17 protein-coding genes are annotated in these 16,990 nt (G+C 71.9%); 3 read left to right on the forward strand and 14 right to left on the reverse strand.

Annotation, left to right across the window (positions count from 1 at the left end; translation table 11 throughout):
- Window positions 1-4: 4 nt before the first annotated feature.
- Genes ccsB through ABD831_RS17005 form a run of 5 tightly spaced genes read right to left on the reverse strand, consistent with a single transcriptional unit; the run spans window position 5 to window position 4,768 of the window.
- Window positions 5-1,003 carry a c-type cytochrome biogenesis protein CcsB gene (gene ccsB, locus ABD831_RS16985; protein WP_344949286.1) on the reverse strand — a complete coding sequence of 333 codons (999 nt, stop codon included), beginning with the start codon at window positions 1,001-1,003 and terminating at the stop codon, window positions 5-7.
- Window positions 1,000-2,733, reverse strand: coding sequence for a cytochrome c biogenesis protein ResB (gene resB / locus ABD831_RS16990; RefSeq protein WP_344949289.1), 1,734 nt, complete (start codon window positions 2,731-2,733; stop codon window positions 1,000-1,002). Before resB ends, ccsB begins: the two co-directional genes overlap by 4 nt.
- A 1-nt stretch (window position 2,734) precedes the next feature.
- Entirely contained in the window at window positions 2,735-3,478 is a 744-nt protein-coding gene (locus ABD831_RS16995; RefSeq protein WP_344949292.1) for a cytochrome c biogenesis CcdA family protein, read from the reverse strand.
- Between the two features lie 7 nt (window positions 3,479-3,485).
- Window positions 3,486-4,100, reverse strand: a complete 615-nt coding sequence (locus tag ABD831_RS17000) for a TlpA family protein disulfide reductase (protein ID WP_344949295.1) — start codon at window positions 4,098-4,100, stop codon at window positions 3,486-3,488.
- Window positions 4,100-4,768 (reverse strand): histidine phosphatase family protein, encoded by a 669-nt coding sequence (locus ABD831_RS17005; protein ID WP_344949298.1) that lies wholly within the window; start codon window positions 4,766-4,768, stop codon window positions 4,100-4,102. The genes ABD831_RS17000 and ABD831_RS17005 overlap by 1 nt, the downstream gene beginning before the upstream one ends.
- A 160-nt stretch (window positions 4,769-4,928) precedes the next feature.
- Here ABD831_RS17005 and ABD831_RS17010 point away from each other — a divergent pair, with 160 nt between their 5' ends.
- Complete coding sequence (locus ABD831_RS17010; RefSeq protein WP_142179002.1) at window positions 4,929-5,546, forward strand: LysE family transporter; 618 nt, start codon at window positions 4,929-4,931, stop codon at window positions 5,544-5,546.
- 31 nt (window positions 5,547-5,577) lie between these two features.
- Here the strand turns inward: ABD831_RS17010 and ABD831_RS17015 are convergent, their stop codons facing one another.
- The 9 genes from ABD831_RS17015 to ABD831_RS17055 form a co-directional block, all read right to left on the reverse strand.
- Window positions 5,578-6,198, reverse strand: coding sequence for a putative quinol monooxygenase (locus ABD831_RS17015; protein WP_344949302.1), 621 nt, complete (start codon window positions 6,196-6,198; stop codon window positions 5,578-5,580).
- Window positions 6,199-6,343: 145 nt separating this feature from the next.
- A complete protein-coding gene (gene hemL / locus ABD831_RS17020) occupies window positions 6,344-7,681 on the reverse strand; it encodes a glutamate-1-semialdehyde 2,1-aminomutase (RefSeq protein ID WP_344949305.1) in 1,338 nt (445 codons plus the stop codon).
- A gap of 68 nt (window positions 7,682-7,749) precedes the next feature.
- On the reverse strand, window positions 7,750-8,235 hold the full coding sequence (locus ABD831_RS17025; RefSeq protein WP_185744777.1) for a MarR family transcriptional regulator: 486 nt from the start codon (window positions 8,233-8,235) through the stop codon (window positions 7,750-7,752).
- Between the two features lie 35 nt (window positions 8,236-8,270).
- Window positions 8,271-9,236, reverse strand: a complete 966-nt coding sequence (gene hemB, locus ABD831_RS17030) for a porphobilinogen synthase (protein ID WP_142179005.1) — start codon at window positions 9,234-9,236, stop codon at window positions 8,271-8,273.
- Between the two features lie 13 nt (window positions 9,237-9,249).
- On the reverse strand, window positions 9,250-10,911 hold the full coding sequence (locus ABD831_RS17035) for a bifunctional uroporphyrinogen-III C-methyltransferase/uroporphyrinogen-III synthase (RefSeq protein WP_344949315.1): 1,662 nt from the start codon (window positions 10,909-10,911) through the stop codon (window positions 9,250-9,252).
- Window positions 10,908-11,876, reverse strand: a complete 969-nt coding sequence (hemC, locus tag ABD831_RS17040; protein WP_344949318.1) for a hydroxymethylbilane synthase — start codon at window positions 11,874-11,876, stop codon at window positions 10,908-10,910. The genes ABD831_RS17035 and hemC overlap by 4 nt, the downstream gene beginning before the upstream one ends.
- Window positions 11,873-13,255, reverse strand: coding sequence for a glutamyl-tRNA reductase (gene hemA, locus ABD831_RS17045; RefSeq protein WP_344949322.1), 1,383 nt, complete (start codon window positions 13,253-13,255; stop codon window positions 11,873-11,875). The genes hemC and hemA overlap by 4 nt, the downstream gene beginning before the upstream one ends.
- Entirely contained in the window at window positions 13,252-13,935 is a 684-nt protein-coding gene (locus ABD831_RS17050; protein ID WP_142179009.1) for a redox-sensing transcriptional repressor Rex, read from the reverse strand. The genes hemA and ABD831_RS17050 overlap by 4 nt, the downstream gene beginning before the upstream one ends.
- A 192-nt stretch (window positions 13,936-14,127) precedes the next feature.
- A complete protein-coding gene (locus ABD831_RS17055; RefSeq protein WP_344949336.1) occupies window positions 14,128-14,403 on the reverse strand; it encodes a glutaredoxin family protein in 276 nt (91 codons plus the stop codon).
- Window positions 14,404-14,616: 213 nt separating this feature from the next.
- On the opposite strand from ABD831_RS17055, the gene ABD831_RS17060 reads away from it, so the two are divergent.
- Window positions 14,617-15,357 (forward strand): RNA polymerase sigma factor, encoded by a 741-nt coding sequence (locus ABD831_RS17060; RefSeq protein WP_344949339.1) that lies wholly within the window; start codon window positions 14,617-14,619, stop codon window positions 15,355-15,357.
- A 360-nt stretch (window positions 15,358-15,717) separates the two neighbouring features.
- Window positions 15,718-16,974, forward strand: coding sequence for a DUF5667 domain-containing protein (locus tag ABD831_RS17065; RefSeq protein ID WP_344949342.1), 1,257 nt, complete (start codon window positions 15,718-15,720; stop codon window positions 16,972-16,974).
- Window positions 16,975-16,990 lie beyond the last annotated feature (16 nt).

A 16,990-nucleotide genomic window follows, 5' to 3' on the forward strand; every position in this document is an offset into this window, starting at 1 on the left:
CCCGTCACATGCCCGAGTAGTTGTGCATGCCCACGAAGGTCGACACGAGGTTGACCAGCGTGAAGTTGATGATCACGGCGGCGTAGCCCGCGAGCGCGATGTACATCGACTTGCGGTGGTCGACACCGGCGGTCGCCCGGCTGTGCATGTAGGCGGCGTAGACCGTCCAGATGACGAAGGTCCAGACCTCCTTGGGGTCCCACTGCCAGTAGGCGCCCCACGCCTGCTTCGCCCAGATGGCTCCCGCGATGAGCGTGAAGGTCCACAGGATGAAGGCGACCATGTTGAGGCTGTAGGCCGTGCGCTCGAGCGAGGCGGACGACGGCAGCGACTCGATGAAGTTCGGCTTGGCCGGCGCCTTCTCCTCGCGGCGCAGCCGGACGAGGTAGAGCAGGCCGACCGCGAACGCGAGCGTGAAGAACGCGACCGCGAGGAACGCCACCGAGACGTGGATGCCGAGCCAGTAGGACTTCAGGGCCGGCATGAGCTCGCCGGCCTCGGTGTAGAGCACCGTGAGCGCGAGGCCGAGCACGAGCAGGATGGGCGTCACGATGAAGACACCGAGCCACTGCCAGCTGTTGCGCTTGGCGAGCACGCTGTAGGCGGCCCCCACGGCGGCGGCAGCGGCTGTCGCGAACTCGAACATGTTGCCCCACGGCGGCCGGCCGACGGCGAGGCCCCGCATGAGCACCGACGCGACGAGCAGCGCTGACGCGAGGTAGGTCAGCATCAGCGCGATGCTGCCGCGCTGGCGGCTCTTGAGGCTCTCCTGGAAGCCGGGCCCCGCCGCATACGGCGTCGCCGGACGTCGCTCGGTCGTCGCGGGCGCGCCGGCACCGACGAGGACGCTCTCGCGCTCGCTCGCGGCGACGTCCGCGGCGGCCTTGGAGTCGGCCACCTTCGGCGCGCGCGCCGCCAGGTGCCAGGTGAAGGCGAGCATGGCGAGCGTGTAGACGATCATCGACGCGTAGAGCGCGGCGTTGGCGTTGGCTGCGAGGTTCACGAGCGGTCGGTCCGTTCTGAAAGGCGGTCGTTCACGCCGGAGGTGATCGCGGTGACGATCGCGGCGAGCCCGGGGTCGGAGTCCTTCGAGAGGCCACCGATGGTGACCACGGTAGCCGGTCGCCCGTCGGCGCCGGGAGGGCTGTCGAGGCTGCCCTCGGGGTCGCCGCCGGCGGCGCCCGTCGGGGCAGGCCTCACGCGCACGAACACGCGGCGACGCTTGATGGTGAGGCCGAGGATGAGGCCGAGCGTGGCGAGGATGGCGCTGACGAGGCTGATCGGGGCGCCGGGGTCGGTGCGCACCGACAGGCCGGCGAAGCGCTTCACGCCGTCGAAGGTGATCGAGCCACGGCCACCGGGCAGCTGCTTGGTCTCGCCCGGCTTGAGGCGGAACAGGGCCGGCGAGCCGTTGGGCTGCAGCACCTGCTTCATCTCCTCGGTGTTGAGCGTGTAGACCGACTGCGGCGCGCCGCCCGGGAAGAGGTTGCCCTCCCACAGGGACATCGCGATCTCGGGGTTCTTCGCGTCCGGGAAGAGCGACACGGGCCCGTTGGTGAAGCTCGGCTCCGCGGTCGGCAGGAAGAAGCCGGTGAACCCGAGCTGCTTCGGGGACGCCGAGGGCACCTTGATGACGCCGACGGACCGGTAGTTCGGGTCCTGCGGCAGGAACGGGGTCGCCTCGCGGTAGAGCACCGAGCCCTTCGCGTCGCGCACCGTGATGACCGGCGTGTAGCCGTTGCCGAGCAGGAAGATGTCGGCACCGTCGACGGTGATCGGGTGGTTGACCGAGACGTTCTCGCTGCTCTTCGGTGCGCCCGGCGAGCTCTGCAGCGTCGTCTGGGCGTCGAACAGCCGGGGCTTGCCGAAGTCGCGGCCGGGGGTCTCGTTGAACTCGACGTGGAGCTTGTCGAGCGCCAGGACGAACGGCGGCAGGCTCTCGGTGTCGACCCAGGGACCCGGCGAGATCGTGTTGTAGGTGCCCGCCGACGACGCGAACTTGTCGCCCTCCGCGAGGATGATGTCGCCGCGCCACCCCAGCAGGTGCCCGACGGCCATGCCGATGATGATGCCGGTCAGGGCCAGGTGGAAGAGCAGGTTGCCGGTCTCACGGAGGTACCCGGACTCGGCCGAGATGCTCGTGGCGTCGTGCGAGTGCAGGCGGAACCGCTTGCGCTTCAGCACCGACCGCGCCGCGGCGAGCGCCTCGTCGGCCGAGAGGGTCGTCGTGAGCTCGGCGTGCTCGTCGAGACGCTTCAGCCGGGCGGGCGCCCGTGGCGGGGTCGAGCGCAGCGCCGACAGGTGCACCTTGGTGCGCGGCACGATGCAGCCGACGAGGGAGACGAAGAGGAGCAGGTAGATCGCCGAGAACCACGGGGACGCGTAGACGTCGAAGAAACCGAGCCGGTCGAGCCACGGTGAGCTGCGAGGGTTCTGCGCGATGTAGTCGGCGACGCGGCCGGCGTCGATGTTGCGCTGCGGGAAGATCGAGCCGGGCACGGCCGCGATCGAGAGCAGCAGGAGCAGGAAGAGCGCGGTGCGCATGCTCGTCAGCTGGCGCCATCCCCAGCGGAGCATGCCGATGGTGCCGAGGGTCGGGAGCGTCGGCTCCTGGCGGTCGGGCCGCATCCCCTTGCGTAGGCCGCGGGCGTCCTTGGTGCTCACCCCACCGTTCGCGGTCGCCGAGTCCTGCTCGGTCGCCGACCCGGTGGAGGAGTTGGTGTCGGTGCTCATGTCAGATCGCCACCTGGAAGCCGTTGACGAGCCGCACCTGGATCCAGACGACGACGTCCTCCCAGACCCCGGTCAGCATGAGCAGGCCCACGGCGACGAGGAGCAGGCCGCCGACGTTCTGCAGGGCTCGGCGGTGCCGGCGCAGCCAGTCGCTCGCCGTGCCGGCGCGCTCCCAGAGGGCGGCCATGAGGACGAAGGGCAGGCCCAGTCCGATCGAGTAGATGCCGGCGAGGGCCAGGCCCCGGCCGATCGATCCGGACTCGGCCGAGATCGGGGCTGCCATGGCCTGGATGGCACCGAGCGTGGGACCCATGCAGGGTGACCAGCCGATCGCGAAGGCGGCGCCGAGCAGGGGAGCCCCGGCGAGACCGGCACGCGGTCGCCAGCTGACCGGGACGGCATACGACCGGCCGACCCCGAGGAAGAGCAGACCCATGACGAGCACCACCGCTCCCCCGATGCGCAGCAGTGCGCTCTGGTGCTCGCGGAAGGCGAGGCCGACGGCCGAGACGGCCGCAGCGGCGACGAGGAAGACCACGGTGAAGCCGAGGACGAAGAGCAGCGCTCCCAGCACGAGCCGGCCCCGGGACCGCTTCTCCAGCGACACGTCCGACAGGCCGGTGACGTAGCCGAGGAAGCCGGGGACGAGCGGAAGCACGCACGGCGAGGCGAAGGAGACGAACCCGGCCACGAGGGCGACGAGGGCGGCTGCGAGGAGCGACCCGGAGGCGAGCTCGGTGGTCACGGCGGCCTCAGGCCCCCTCGGCGAGGACGTCGTCGACGAGGCCGAGCAGGGTCGTCGTCGAGACGGGCCCGGAGACGCGGGCAGCGATGCGGGCCTGACGGTCGAGCACGAGGGTCGTCGGGGTGGCTGAGGCCTTGCCCTGGAGCGACAGGATCGGCACGCCGCCGTCGTAGGCGAGCGAGGGGTAGGTGACCTTGTTGGCCGTCTGGAAGGCGAGGCCGGTCTCAGGTCCCTCGAGCTTGTCGAGGCCGATGAACTCGACCTTCTTGCCCTTGGCCTGCACGGTCTCCCACGCCTTCTGGAGGTCGGGGGTCTCCTTGATGCATGGCGGGCACCATGATCCCCAGACGTTGATGACGAGGACCGTGCCCGCACGGTCGGCGCTGCTCCACGGCTTGCCCTCGAGGGTCGTGCCTTCGAGCTTCACCGGCTCTCCGCGGTCGGTGACGGGTAGCTGCTCGATCGAGCCGTCACCGGCGACGTAACCCTTGCGGTCCCCCGAACGGGCTTGGTCCGCAACGGAGTTCGGGTCCGACGAGCACGCGGCGGCGAAGGTCACGAGGCTTCCGGCCATGGCGACGGCGGCCCACCGCAGTGCGGTGCGTCGGTCGAGGTGGTCCATCAGGCGCCCACGCTCTTGCTGGCCCTGGCAACCAGCTCGGCAGCCGGCTCGGAGTAGGTGATCGAGGCGAGCTCGTCGCCGCGGTAGGTCAGTGAGGTCAGGGAGGCGAGCGTGCACTCCCGTTTGCGGGGGTCGTGCCACAGCCGCCGCCCCTCGAGCTTGTTGCGCACCGTCCAGACGGGCAGCTGGTGGCTCACGACGACGGCCTCGTGGCCACGGGCGGCGGCGCGCGCGTCGGCGATGGCCGCCAGCATGCGCACGGCGATGTCCTCGTAGGGCTCGCCCCACGACGGCTTGGTGATGTCGGTGAAGAGGCGCCAGTTGCGCGGGTGGAGCAGGTCGCTCAGGCCGACGCTGCGGCCCTCGAACTGGTTCTCCGACTCGATGACCCGCACGTCGGTCGTGATCTCCACCTCGTGGCCGACCGCGATCGGGGCGGCCGTCTCCTGGGCCCGTTCGAGCGGTGACGCGACGACGTGGGTGATGTCGTTGGTCTCGAGGTGGGCCGCGACGAGGCGCGCCATCTCGCGACCGAGCTCGGAGAGGTGGAAGCCGTCGAGCCGGCCGTAGAGCACGCCGTCGGGGTTGTGGACCTCTCCGTGCCGCATCAGGTGCACGACGGTGAGGTCGCCGGCGCCCGGCGCCGCCCCGCTCGTGCTCTGACCCATGGGCGACAGTCTCTCAAACGTCGTGCTCAGGACCGAATCCGCATCCGAGCCTGTGCACCCCCTGTGACGTGCATCGACGTGCATCGACGTGCACTGGCGGGCGGCGACGTCGGTGGAACGCCGGCCGGGGGGCGGGACGGCCCGACCTAGACTCCGTGACGTGTCATGGTCACTCTGGCTGACGCTCGTCGCGGCGGGCGCGCTCATCTCTCTCACCCCGGGCGCCGGGGCGGTCAACACGATGGCGAACTCGCTGGGGTCCGGCTGGTCCCGCTCGATCTGGGGCATCCTCGGCCAGCAGGTGGCGCTGCTCGCGCACATCGCCGTGGTGGCCGCGGGCGTCGGGGTGCTCGTGGCCGGCTCCCCCGTGCTCTTCAATGTCATCCGGTATGCCGGTGCCGCCTATCTCGTCTACCTCGGCGTGCGGCAGTTCCGCTCGCGTGCGGGGGTCGCCCGGGTCGGCGAGACGGCCAGCGAGCCGGCGTGGTCGATGTTCCGACGTGGCCTGCTCGTCAACCTCACCAACCCCAAGGCCGTCGTCTTCTTCCTGGCCTTCACCCCACAGTTCATCCGCCCGGAGCGGCCGCTGCTGCCGCAGTACGCCGTGCTCGCCGCGACGATCATCGCCATCGACGTCGTCGTCATGTGGTTCTTCTTCGCCGCGGCGGCACGCGGGCTCGGGCGGCTGACCCAGCGAGAGTCGGGTCAGCGCACCCTGAACCGCGTCTTCGGCGGACTCTTCGTCGGCGTGGGCGTGCTCCTCGCCGCCGTCCACTAGCAGGGCAGCGGGCGCACCGGGCCCGACGGAATCAGACGAGCTCGGGCACGTCGAGGTGCGCGATGGCGAGGGAGAACTCGCCGATCTCGGTGATTCTCATGCCGGTCTCCTGCACGAGGTCGGCACGCAGCCCCATCGCCGCGTTGCGGTTCGCCATCATGGCCTCGGGCGAGTCGTACGTCGCGGTGACACATGACCGTCCGGCGGCTCGGTCCACGAAGAGGCTTGCGCTGCAGAAGCCCTCGAGCTGCTCCACCTTGGGCATGATCCCCATGCGGAAGGCCTCGATGATGCTGTCGACCTTCGCGGGGTCCGACTCGGACCACGTCACCCGGGCGCAGCAACCGTCGGCGACCCGGTGGTCGCGGTGGAGGTAGGCGATCTCCCACTCGTCGACCGTCGCTTCGCCGCCGAGGAGGTCTGCGGCCTGCTGTCGGAGCGGTGCGACGCTCTCGGCGGTGGCGCGCATCGCGGCCTCGTCGCGCCAGGCCGTCGTCACGATGCACCGGCCACTGATGCGGTCGGCGACCATCGACAGACCGACACAGCCGTCCATCGCCCTGACCTGCGGCATCACCACGTCCTGGACGTGCGCGATGCCGGTCTCGATCATGCCGGGTCGGCCCATGACAGTCGTGGAGCGTGCGTGCACGACCCCACCTCCTCCGGTCGGGGCGGCACCCGGACGGCGCCGCCGTCACCGACCAGCGTCCTCCACCCGCGGCGGGCACACAATGCCCGACCCACCCGAGCCGGCCGGGCGTATGCCGTGTGGCCGGCTCGGCTCGCCGGTGCCGTCAGTCGGGGGTGGCGGCGGCCCGAGCGGCGGCGGGGAGAGCCGCCAGCACGTGGTCGACGGCCGCGTCATCGTGCGAGGCCGAGACGAACCAGGACTCGAACGCGCTCGGCGGGAGGTGCACGCCCTGGCCCAGCATCGCGTGGAAGAAGCGGCGGAAGGCGCCGGTGTCCTGGTCCTTGGCGTCGTCGTAGCTCGTGACCGCGCCGTCTCGGAAGAAGACGGAGAACATCGACCCGGCCCACTGGATCGTGTGGGGCACCGAGGCCGCGGTCAGCTCGTTCGCCACGGCGCCGGCGATGGCGTGGGAGACCACGTCGAGCCGTTCGTAGACGGCGGGGGTGCAGCCCTGCAGCGTGGCGAGGCCGGCGGCCGACGCGACGGGGTTACCGGAGAGGGTGCCGGCCTGGTAGACGGGCCCCAGCGGCGCGAGCAGCGCCATGACGTCGGCGCGGCCACCGAAGGCCGCCGTCGGGAAACCGCCACCCATGACCTTGCCGAAGGTGAAGAGATCGGGCGCGCCCGCGGCATACGGCCCCTCGAGGCCGTAGAAGCCGGACGCGCTGCAGCGGAAGCCGGTCATCACCTCGTCTGAGACGAGCAGGGCGCCGTGCGCCTTGGTGACGCGCAGCAGGCCCTCCGTGAAGCCGGGAGCCGGGGGGACGACGCCCATGTTGCCGGCCGCGGCCTCGGTGATGACCGCGGCGATCTCGTGTCCTCGCTCGGCGAAGACGGCCTCGAGGGCAGGCAGGTCGTTGTAGGGCAGGACGATCGTCTCGCCGGCGCTCGACCGCGGCACCCCGGCGGAGTCGGGCAGGGCGAACGTGGCGACCCCCGAACCGGCCGAGGCGAGCAGCGCGTCGACGTGGCCGTGATAGCAGCCGGCGAACTTCACGATGACGTCGCGGCCCGTGAAACCTCGTGCGAGGCGGATGGCCGACATCGTCGCCTCGGTGCCCGAGTTGACGAGGCGCACCTGCTCGACGGGCTCGACGCGGGCCACGATCTCCTCGGCCAGCCGCACCTCGTTCTCACTGGGCGTGCCGAACGAGAAACCGTGTGCCGCAGCCTCGGTCACCGCCGTAAGGACGTCCGGGTGGGCGTGGCCCAGGATCATCGGACCCCACGAGCAGATGAGGTCGACGTAGCGCTTGCCGTCGGCGTCGGTCAGCCACGGGCCCGACCCGCTCGCCATGAAACGCGGGGTGCCACCGACCGCCCGGAACGCACGCACCGGGGAGTTCACACCACCGGGGATCACCTCGGCGGCGCGCGCGAGGAGCGCTGCGGACGCCGGCGCGTCGGAGTCGGTCTGGACGGGTAGGGGCTGCGAGCTCATGACCCCAGTGTCTCAACCCGCACGGGTGCCCGACGCACGGCATACGCCATGGGGCCGGTGGGGCCCGGTCAGCGTCCGCTGGCGCTGCCCGGGTCGAGGTGGTCGCGCACGATGCCCATCGCGTCGCCGATCGCCCTGAACTGGGCCGGCGTCATGATGTCGACGAGGTTGTCGCGCACGCTCTCGACGTGGACGCGGGAGATGTCGCGCACGGCCGCCAGGCCGCCCGAGGTCAGCACCAGCTCGACGCCGCGCTTGTCGTCGGCGCACTGCTCGCGGGTGACCCAGCCCCGGTCCTCGAGCCGCTTCGCCGTGTGCGTCAGGCGGCTGCGCGACTGGACGACCATCGCGGCGAGCTCACTCATCCGCAGCCGGTGGTTCTCGCTCTCGGACAGCATCGAGATGATCTCGTACTCGCTCAGCTGCAGCCCGGCGTCGCCGAGGGCGTCGTCGAGCGCGCGTTCGAGCAGCCTCGTCCCGCGCAGGATGGCGCGCCACGACGACTGCTCGGCGTCACTGAGCCAGCGCACGCCGTCGTCCCCTGTTCCTGACATGTCAACCTCCTGCGATTGCACAGATGGTAGTGGTGTCAGGCGGTCCATTCGGCCACGTCGAGCGCGAAGTACGTCAGCACGACCTGCGCGCCGGCACGGCGGATCGAGGTGAGCGACTCGATGGCGGCGGCCCGGAGGTCGATCCAGCCGTTCGCGGCGGCCGCGTGGATCATGGAGTACTCGCCCGACACCTGGTAGGCCGCGACCGGCACCGACGACCGCTCGGCGGCCGCCGAGACGACGTCGAGGTAGGACATCGCGGGCTTCACCATGACCATGTCGGCGCCCTCTGCGATGTCGAGGTCGATCTCGCGGAGCGACTCGACGATGTTGGCGGGGTCCTGCTGGTAGGTGCGTCGGTCGCCCTGCAGGCTCGACTGCACGGCCTCGCGGAACGGCCCGAAGAACGCCGACGCGTACTTGGCCGAGTACGCGAGGATCACCGTGTCGGTGAGGCCCTCCGCGTCGAGCGCCTCTCGGATGACGGCGACCTGGCCGTCCATCATCCCCGAGGGGGCGACGACGTGGGCGCCGGCCCGAGCCTGCGCGACGGCCATCTCGGCGTAGAGCAGGTTCGTCGCATCGTTGTCGACACGGCCCTGCTCGTCGAGCACGCCGCAGTGCCCGTGGTCGGTGAACTCGTCGAGGCACGTGTCGGCCATCACGACGAGGTCGTCGCCGACCGCCTCGCGGACGGCGCGGAGGGCCACGTTGAGTATGCCGTCCGGATCCACGGCGCCCGTGCCCGTCGCGTCCTTGTGCTGGGGCACGCCGAAGAGCATGATCCCGCCGAGACCGGCCTCGACGCAGCGTCGAGCGACCTCGACGACGGTCTCGAGCGTGTGCTGGTCGACGCCCGGCATGCTCGCGATCGGGTGCGGCCGCGTCAGCCCCTCGCCGACGAACACCGGCAGCACGAGGTCGCGCGGGTGCAGCCGGGTCTCGGCGACGAGCGACCTGAGGACGGGGCTCTGGCGCAGGCGACGGGGACGCTCGATCATCCGGAGGCTCCTCTCAGCGGGCGCGGCGGCGCGAGGCCGGGCGCTTGTCGCTGGGACGCTGCACGGGCTGGCCGGCCTCTGCCGCAGCGACGGCGAGTCCGACGCCGTGACCGGCGAGGGCGTCGACGAGGCTGATGGCCGAGGCCTCCGGCGCGAGGACGTCCACACGAAGCCCGTGCTCCTGTGCCGTCTTGGCCGTGGCCGGACCGATGCACGCGACGACCGTTGCGGCGTGGGGCTTCCCGGCGATCCCGACGAGGTTGCGGACCGTCGAGCTCGACGTGAAGAGCACGGCGTCGTAGTCGCCGCCCTTGATGGCGTCGCGGATGTGCGCGGCCGGCGGCGCGGCGCGCACGGTGCGGTAGGCGGTCACGTCGTCGACCTCCCAGCCCATGTCGCGCAGGCCGGCAACGAGCGTCTCGGTCGCGATGTCGGCGCGCGGCAGCAGGACCCGGTTGATCGGGTCGAGCACCTCGTCGAACTCGGGCCACGACTCGAGGAGCCCGGCCGCCGACTGCTCGCCGGCAGGAACGAGGTCGGGGTTGATCCCCCACTCGCGCAGGGCAGCCGCAGTGACGCCACCGACGGCGGCGACCTTGAGACCGGCGAAGGCGCGGGCGTCGAGGCCGAACTCCTCGAAGCGCTCGCGCACGGCACGCACGGCGTTGACCGACGTGAAGCCGACCCACTCGTAGCGGCCCGTGACGAGGCCCTTGACGGCCTTCTCCATCTGCTGCGGCGTGCGCGGCGGCTCGACCGAGATCGTGGGGACGACGTCTGCCGTCGCGCCGTAGCCGGCGAGGCGCTCGACCATCGAACCCGCCTGCGCCTGGGTGCGCGGCACGAGGACCTTCCAGCCGAACAGCGGCTTGGACTCGAACCACGAGAACTCGTCACGCAGGGCGACGTTCGGCGAGACGACGGCGAGGGAGACCTCGAGAGGCTCCTTGCCGCCGAAGACGCCGTCCGCCTCGCCGAGGGTCGTGGCGACGGACGACTGGCGCACCGTCGTGCCGCGGGCCGTCAGGACGACGAGCGAGTCCGAAGGCCGTCCGGCGGCGCGCAGCGCGCTGAGCGCGCTGCGGATGCCGTCGGTGCCACCGAGGAGCACGAGGGTGTCGGTGTCGGCCGCGTAGGCGGACCAGTCGACACCGGTGCGCTCGACACCGACGACGTGGACGGCGCCGGTGGACTTCGAGGTCAGCGGCACCCCGGCATACGTCGGGCCGGCCGTGAGGGCCGAGACGCCCGGCACGACGTCGAAGGTGACACCGGCCTTGCGGCAGGCGCGCACCTCCTCGACGAGGCCGTTGAAGGTCGCGGGATCCCCGTCCATGAGGCGCACGACGAGACCGCTCGGGCCCACGGACTTCGCGGCCTTGACGACGAGCTTGGCGCGCACCGCATGGGTGAGCTCCTGACCCTGCTCGCCGTGTCCGGCATCGATGATCTCGACGTCGGGACGGGTGTGCTCGAGCACGACGTCGTCACGGGCGATGCGGTCGAGCACGACGACGTCCGCGGCGGCGAGCAGGTCGCGACCGCGCAGCGTCATCAGGCCGGGATCGCCCGGACCGGAGCCGACGAAGGCGACCCGCGCCGGCGTCGTCGCGTGCGTCGTCGCGTGGGTGGGAGTCGGGTCCGTCTGCTCTGACGGCTGGCGGGAAGGAGTCACGAAACTTGCTCCGGTTGGTGTGGGGCGTGGTCTGGGACAGGTCCAGCTGGCGTGGCGACCTGGAGGTCGGCGGCGCCGTCCTCCAGCAGGATGTGGGCGAGCCGTGAGCCGAGGGCCTCCGGCTCGTCGTAGGGCCCGACGAGCGAGCGGCGCAGCTCGACGGAGCCGTCCTCGGTGCCGGCGAAGGCACGCAACGACAGCTCGAGACCGTCGTCGCCCTCGACGACCTCGGCGAGTGCCCCGACGGGCGCGGTGCACCCGGCCTCGAGCGTTGCGAGCAGTGAGCGCTCGGCGACGACGCACGCCCGGGTCTCGGGGTCGTCGAGCACCGAGACCGCGGCCACGACGTCGTCGCGGTCGGACCGGCACTCGACCGCGAGGGCGCCCTGCCCGGGAGCGGGGAGGACCTGGATGGGGTCGATGACCTCGGTGGCCTCGCCGAGGCGTCCGAGACGAGCGAGCCCTGCGCGCGCCAGGACGACCGCATCGAGCGCACCGGAGGACACGAATCCGATTCTCGTGTCGACGTTTCCGCGGATCGGTCGGATCTCGACGCCGAGTCCGAGGGCGGCGATCTGGGCCGTGCGACGCGGTGAACCGGTGCCGACGACCGAGCCCGCGGGCAGCTCGCCGAGCGTCAGGCCGTCGCGCGCCACCAGCACGTCGCGACTGTCCTCGCGCACCGGCACGGCAGCGACGACGAGACCGGGCTCGGGCGTGGTCGGTAGGTCCTTGAGGGAGTGGACGGCCACGTCGATGCGACCGTCGAGCAGGGCTCGGCGGATGGCTGCCGCGAAGACGCCGGTGCCGCCGATGGCGGTGAGCAGCTCCCCCGACACGTCGCCCTCGGTGGTGATCTCGACGAGCTCGACCTCGTGACCGGCCTCGCGCAGCCGGTCGGCCACCCAGCCGGACTGGGTGGTGGCGAGGGCGGAGCGGCGCGTGCCGAGGCGCAGGGTGGTCATGGCTGGGCCCGCTTCGGGGGCGTGGACACGTTGGCGACGTCCTTGGGCTCGAGGTCGAAGAGCTCTCGCAGGGCCGCGGCGTAGTCGTCTCCGCTGCCCTCCATGGCGAACTCCTTGACGCGCATGGTCGGCGTGTGGAGCAGCTTCTCGACGATCCGGTGGACGGCGAGACCGACCTCGGCCCGCGTCGTCTCGTCGAGCTCGGGAAGGCGCTGGTCGAGCCGGTCCATCTCGGTCGCGACGAGGGCGGCCGCCCGGGCCCGCAGCGCGGCCACGGTCGGGGCCACCGACTTCTCCATGCGACGGGTCAGGTAGTCGGCGACCTCGCCGGTGACGAGCTCGCGCACCCGGACGACCTGCGTCGTGTCGGCACGACCCTCGAGCAGCAGGCCCAGTGCCTGCAGGTCGATGAGCGTCACGCCCCGCACCGGGCGGACCCAGGAGTCGACGGGCTCGACGTCGCGCGGCAGGGCGAGGTCGACGACGACCTGGGGCCGTCCGTCACGGCGTGCCGCGCTCTCTTCGAGCATCTCGGCGGTGATGACGTGTCCGACGGCTCCGGTGCAGGTGATGACGAGGTCGCTCTCGGCGAGGACGTCGGGCAGCTCGGCCCACGCACGGGCCACGCCCGACGTCGAGGTCGCGAGCCGCTCGGCGCGCTCGGGGGTGCGGTTGACGATCGCGAGCGGGTCGACACCCTGCCGACGCGCCGTCGCGGCGGCGAGGCCGCTCATCCCGCCGGCGCCGACCACGGCCGTGGGGGCGCCGTGGAGAGGCCCGAGGACCGCCGATGCCTCCTCGAGCGCGATCTGCACGAGCGAGACGCTGTGCTGGTCGATGTCGGTCTCGGTGTGGGCGCGCTTGCCGACGCGCAGAGCGCCCTGGAAGAGCGCGTTGAGCGACTCCCCGGCCTGCCCGCGGCCCTGGGCACCGGCGAGCGAGTCGCGCATCTGTCCGAGGATCTGGGACTCCCCGACGGCCATCGAGTCGAGCCCGCAGGCGACGGTGAACGCGTGCGCCACGGCCGCGTCGTCGTAACGGACGTAGAGGTGGTCGGCGAGCGCCTCGGCCCGGGCGGCGAGCGCATCGGCCGGGTCGCCCGGAGGCAGCTCGGCGACCGGACGCGCCCCCTCGGGCTCCTCGATGCCGGCAGCGAGCGCGAGCGCCTCACCGATGGCGGCGACGGCGGGGTGGAAGGCCGGGACCGACGCGTACACCTCGAGGCGGTTGCACGTCGAGAGCACGACGGCCTCGGTGGCCGTGGCCGATCCGAGCACCGACGCCGCGATGGCCTCCGCCCGGTCGGGACGTTCCGAGAGCGCCTCGAGCACCGACAGCGGCGCCGTGTGGTGGGACAGTCCGATGACGAGCAGGCTCATTGCGCGACCACCGCCGACTGGAGGTCTCCCGCGGCGAGCGACTTGCGCTGGGCGTGGAAGGCGAGGATCTGCAGCTCCGTCGAGAGGTCGACACGGCGTACGTCCACGCCGCTCGGCACGGACAGCACGGCCGGGGCGAAGTTGAGGATGGAGCTGATCCCGGCGCCGACGAGGGCGTCGCAGACGGCCTGGGCGGCGGGGGCGGGAGTCGCGATGACGCCGATGGCGATCGGGTCCACGGCGTGGTCGGCGCTCAGCTCGGCGAGCGGGCGGATCGCGATCCCGACGATGCGCTCGTCGGTGAGGGCCGGGTCGTCGTCGTAGAGCCCGACGATGCGGAAGCCCTTGGTGACGAAGCCGGAGTAGGAGGCGAGCGCGTGCCCGAGGTTGCCCATCCCGACGATGGCGACCGGCCAGTCCTCGGTCAGGCCCAGGGCCCGGGAGATCTCGAGGGCGAGCGTCTCGACGTCGTAGCCGACGCCGCGCACTCCGTAGGAGCCGAGGTGGCTTAGGTCCTTGCGCAGCTGCGCGGAGCGCACCCCGACCTCGGCCGCGAGCTCCTCGGACGAGACCGACAGGACGCCGTCCTCAGCGAGGCGCGAGAGCGTTCGCAGGTACTCGGGAAGCCGCGCGACGGTTGCGTCGGGGATCTCTCGACGCAGTGCAGGGTCGGCGGACACTCTTGCTCACCGGCTCCTCTCAAACGAGGCGTTTTTCCCGAACGCAAAGCACGTGGGGACCAGTTCAGGCTAGACGTTTGTGAACCCATGCACAAAGTTGACTTCGCGGGCCTACCACGGCATGGGACGCACCCCGCAGGCAGGTCACCGGACTCGACGGACCAGGGCCCGGGTCGAGCCTCGGTGCGGGGCTCAGGTCAGGGCTGCACGCAGACGACCTTCGTCGACCCTCCAGAAGTCGTGGCGCCGCCCGTCGACGAAGGTGACCGGGATCTGCTCGGCGTAGCGCCGCAGCAGCTCGGGGTCGTCGTCGATGGAGTGCTCCTGCCAGCTCACGCCCAGCTCCTGCGTCACCCGCTCGACGACGGCGCGTGCCTGGTCGCACAGGTGACACCCGGGACGGCCCAGCAGGACCACGCGGGGTGCCGACGGCGTCACGGGCACCGCGATGGGGTGGTCGCTGCTCATGGACCAACTCTAGGCACGCTCGCCCGGACCGGGCGTCGGGTCGGCCACAAAACGTCGTGAGACTCCCGCGCGATGGCGCATTCCGACAGACTGTGCACGATGCGCGCGAACAGGACGCCGGCTCGCCGGCACCGACCTGTCACCGCGTCGGGAAGGACCCCGACGCGAGTGCCGCTCAGCCCTGCCCGGACAGTCCCCCCGGGACTCGTCTCGATGGCCGGCGCTCCCGCGCTCCCGGCTCTCCCGGCGATCGCCCGGCTGCCTGTCCTGCCGACGTGGCGGTCGGCGCTCGACGCCATCTGGTCGGCCCTGGCCGACGACGGAGGCGCCGGTGCCGGGCTCACCCGCACCGGCCCGCCCTCCCCCGGCGACGGTCCGCGCCGGCACCTCGAGCGGGACGCGGACGAGCAGGCCCGCATCGCGGCCCTCGTCGAGCTCGCGCAGGGCGGCGACAAGGAGGCGTTCGCGCAGCTCTACGACGTCTATGTCGACACGGTCTTCCGCTACGTCATCGTCCGCGTCGCCAACCGGGCGCTCGCCGAGGACCTGACGTCCGAGACCTTCCTGCGGGCCATGCGCCGGATCGACACGTTCACGTGGCAGGGCAAGGACATCGCCGCCTGGTTCGTCACCATCGCGCGCAACCTCATCGCCGACCACGTGAAGTCGGCGAAGTTCCGCTTCGAGGTCGCGACCGCCGACATGCGCGACGCCGACGAGCGCGTCGACGCGCCTGACACCGAGGTGCTGACCCGGCTGCGCGACGAGCGGCTCGTCTCGGCGATCCGGAACCTCGGGTCGGACCAGGCCGAGTGCATCACCCTGCGCTTCCTGCAGGGGCTCAGCCTCGCCGACACGGCGAAGGTGCTCGGCAAGTCCGAGGGAGCCGTCAAGCAGCTGCAGCTGCGAGCGACGCGCGCCCTGCGCAAGGCGCTGGACGGAGTCGAGCTGTGACCCGCGTAACCCACTCGGCACCTGCGTCGTTCTCACGGCGTAGGGACGGTGCGTGTGGGCCCGCTCCGACGCTCGGGGCACCGACCGGCGCCACCGTGGAACGCGTGAATGCAGGCGGATCGATGGCAGCGATGACGGTGCTCCGGCCTCTGCAGAACGACCCGCACCACCCACCCCTCGCCGTAGACCATGGCACGCGGAACCTCGCCTGCCGTGCCGTATGCCGTGCCGTATGCCGTCACCTGGCAGGCCCGCACGGGCCGCCGGGTCGGGTGGGGAGATCCTTCCTGCCCTGACGGCGGCGACACCCCCAGCACGAACCGACAGAGCACGACCGATGCGAGAGACGAAGGAGGCGACATGGACCTCGGTGCGAACGCCGACGGCGAGCTGCTCCAGCGCGCCCTCGACGGCGAGCACGTCTCCGAGCCGGGCATCCTCGAGCTCGTCGCCGTCCTCCACGCCGTCCAGGCCGTCGACCAGGCGGGCCTGGCCCCGCGTGCCGAGTTCGTCTCCGACCTGCGCGCCCGGCTGCTCGCCGACGACGCGTCCTCGCTCCCACCCACTGCACCCGTCCTGCCCGTGGCGCCTGACTCCGGTCAGCCCGACGGCTCTCCCACCGGCGGCACCGTTTCGGTGTTGCGGGTCGCCGCACGGCCCCTCAAGCTGATTGCCGCCGCCGCAGCCAGCATCCTCGTCATCGGTGGAGCCCTCGGGTTCGCCTCCCGCTCGGCGGTGCCGGGCGATGCGCTCTACGGCGTCAAGCAGCTCCTCGACCGGGCCGCGATCCAGCTCGCCGGCTCACGCTACGACGAGGGGCTGACCTACCTCGCCCAGGCCCAGGAGCACATCACCGAGGCCCGCGAGCTGCTCGACGGAGGCACGCCGTCGACGCACGACCTCGACACGGCATACGACTCGGCCACGGATGCCACGGGACGGGCTCAGACCATCCTCATGGAGGTCTACCGGACCGAGCAGCGCACCGAGGCGCTGACCGACCTGTCGGACTTCTACAAGCGGGCCATCCCGCAGGTCGACGCGATGCGTCCACGCGTGCCGACCGGGTCGCTGCCGGCCTGGCAGCGCCTCCGCGACCTGCTCGGGGCGGGCGAGCTCGCGACGTTGCGCGGTCTCGCCGAGTGCGGTGCGTGCGGCGAACGCGCCACCGCTGCCCGGCAGACACTCGCCGGGCTCACCGGAACGCTCCGGCCCAGCACCCCGGGTAGCGGCACGCCCGCCCCGGGCACGCTGCCGTCCGGGGCCACGACCGGCCGCCCCACGGCAGCTGCGTCCCGCCCGCCCGCCACGTCGGCGCCGGGCGTCGGCGGCCTGCCCCTGCCCGGCGTCAAGGTCACGGGTGGCGTGACGCTGCCCGGCGGCACGATCAACCTTCCGGGAGCCGGGGTCGGGTCCTCGACCGTCGCTGCCGGCGGTGGCGGGGTCACCCTGCCCGGCGCGACGGTGAGCCTGCCGGGTGTCGGTGTCACGTCGTCGACCATCGGGATCGGCGGTGGCGGGGCCACCCTGCCCGGCGCGACGGTCCCGCTGCCGTCGACGACCCTCGGCCTGCCGAAGCTGCCGACAACGCTCGCGCCCACCCGGATCCTGCCCTGACCCGAGGGCGATGGGT

Origin of the sequence: Terrabacter ginsenosidimutans, from assembly GCF_039539425.1 — a bacterium.
GTDB lineage: Bacteria > Actinomycetota > Actinomycetes > Actinomycetales > Dermatophilaceae > Terrabacter > Terrabacter ginsenosidimutans.

Coding starts and splice junctions, on each gene's coding strand:
- ABD831_RS17000 (WP_344949295.1), bottom strand. CDS start 4,100: ATGGACCACCTCGACCGACGCACCGCACTGCGGTGGGCCGCCGTCGCC.
- ABD831_RS17055 (WP_344949336.1), bottom strand. CDS start 14,403: ATGAGCAGCGACCACCCCATCGCGGTGCCCGTGACGCCGTCGGCACCC.
- ABD831_RS17025 (WP_185744777.1), bottom strand. CDS start 8,235: ATGTCAGGAACAGGGGACGACGGCGTGCGCTGGCTCAGTGACGCCGAG.
- ABD831_RS17060 (WP_344949339.1), top strand. CDS start 14,617: ATGGCCGGCGCTCCCGCGCTCCCGGCTCTCCCGGCGATCGCCCGGCTG.
- hemB (WP_142179005.1), bottom strand. CDS start 9,236: ATGATCGAGCGTCCCCGTCGCCTGCGCCAGAGCCCCGTCCTCAGGTCG.
- hemC (WP_344949318.1), bottom strand. CDS start 11,876: ATGACCACCCTGCGCCTCGGCACGCGCCGCTCCGCCCTCGCCACCACC.
- ABD831_RS17065 (WP_344949342.1), top strand. CDS start 15,718: ATGGACCTCGGTGCGAACGCCGACGGCGAGCTGCTCCAGCGCGCCCTC.
- resB (WP_344949289.1), bottom strand. CDS start 2,733: ATGAGCACCGACACCAACTCCTCCACCGGGTCGGCGACCGAGCAGGAC.
- hemA (WP_344949322.1), bottom strand. CDS start 13,255: ATGAGCCTGCTCGTCATCGGACTGTCCCACCACACGGCGCCGCTGTCG.
- hemL (WP_344949305.1), bottom strand. CDS start 7,681: ATGAGCTCGCAGCCCCTACCCGTCCAGACCGACTCCGACGCGCCGGCG.
- ABD831_RS17005 (WP_344949298.1), bottom strand. CDS start 4,768: ATGGGTCAGAGCACGAGCGGGGCGGCGCCGGGCGCCGGCGACCTCACC.